1 protein-coding gene is annotated in these 483 nt (G+C 67.7%); it reads right to left on the minus strand.

All coding sequences use genetic code 11. The features are described 5' to 3' along the window. Positions 1-478, minus strand: a 478-nt coding sequence (locus ACLEQD_RS45085) for a condensation domain-containing protein (RefSeq protein ID WP_410392020.1), incomplete at its 3' end; no start/stop codon positions are given. Positions 479-483 lie beyond the last annotated feature (5 nt).

The raw sequence follows: 483 nt of genomic DNA on the forward strand, positions 1-483 counted from the left end.
ACGGCTGCCCTGCGGAGAAGGCCGCGTAGAGGGCGGCGACTTCCCGCACCAGCACGCCCAGCGACCAGCCGTCGGAGACGATGTGGTGCATGGTGACGACGAGGACGTGCTCCGTTTCGCTCAGCTTGAAGAGCAGCGTGCGGAGCAGAGGCCCGGTGTGCAAGTCGAAGGGCCGGCGCATCTCCGTCTCCACGCGGGCTCGCGTCTCGGACTCGCGCTGCGTTTCGGGCACGTCCGAAAGGTCCACGAGGCTCAGCGGCAGAATGCTGTCGGGATGGATGACCTGGACGGGCGCTCCCTCCACCTGGGCGAAGGTGGTTCGCAAGGCTTCGTGACGGCGCACGACTTCCTGCAGGGCACGCTCCAGCACGTCGGCGTGCAGGTCGCCTTCCAGCCGGACGGCGACGGGCATATTGTAAAGGGCGCTACCCGGCTCCAGTTGGTCGATGAGCCACAGCCGCTGCTGGGCGAAGGACAGCGGCA

This window comes from Corallococcus sp. 4LFB, from assembly GCF_046520365.1.
GTDB lineage: Bacteria > Myxococcota > Myxococcia > Myxococcales > Myxococcaceae > Corallococcus > Corallococcus caeni.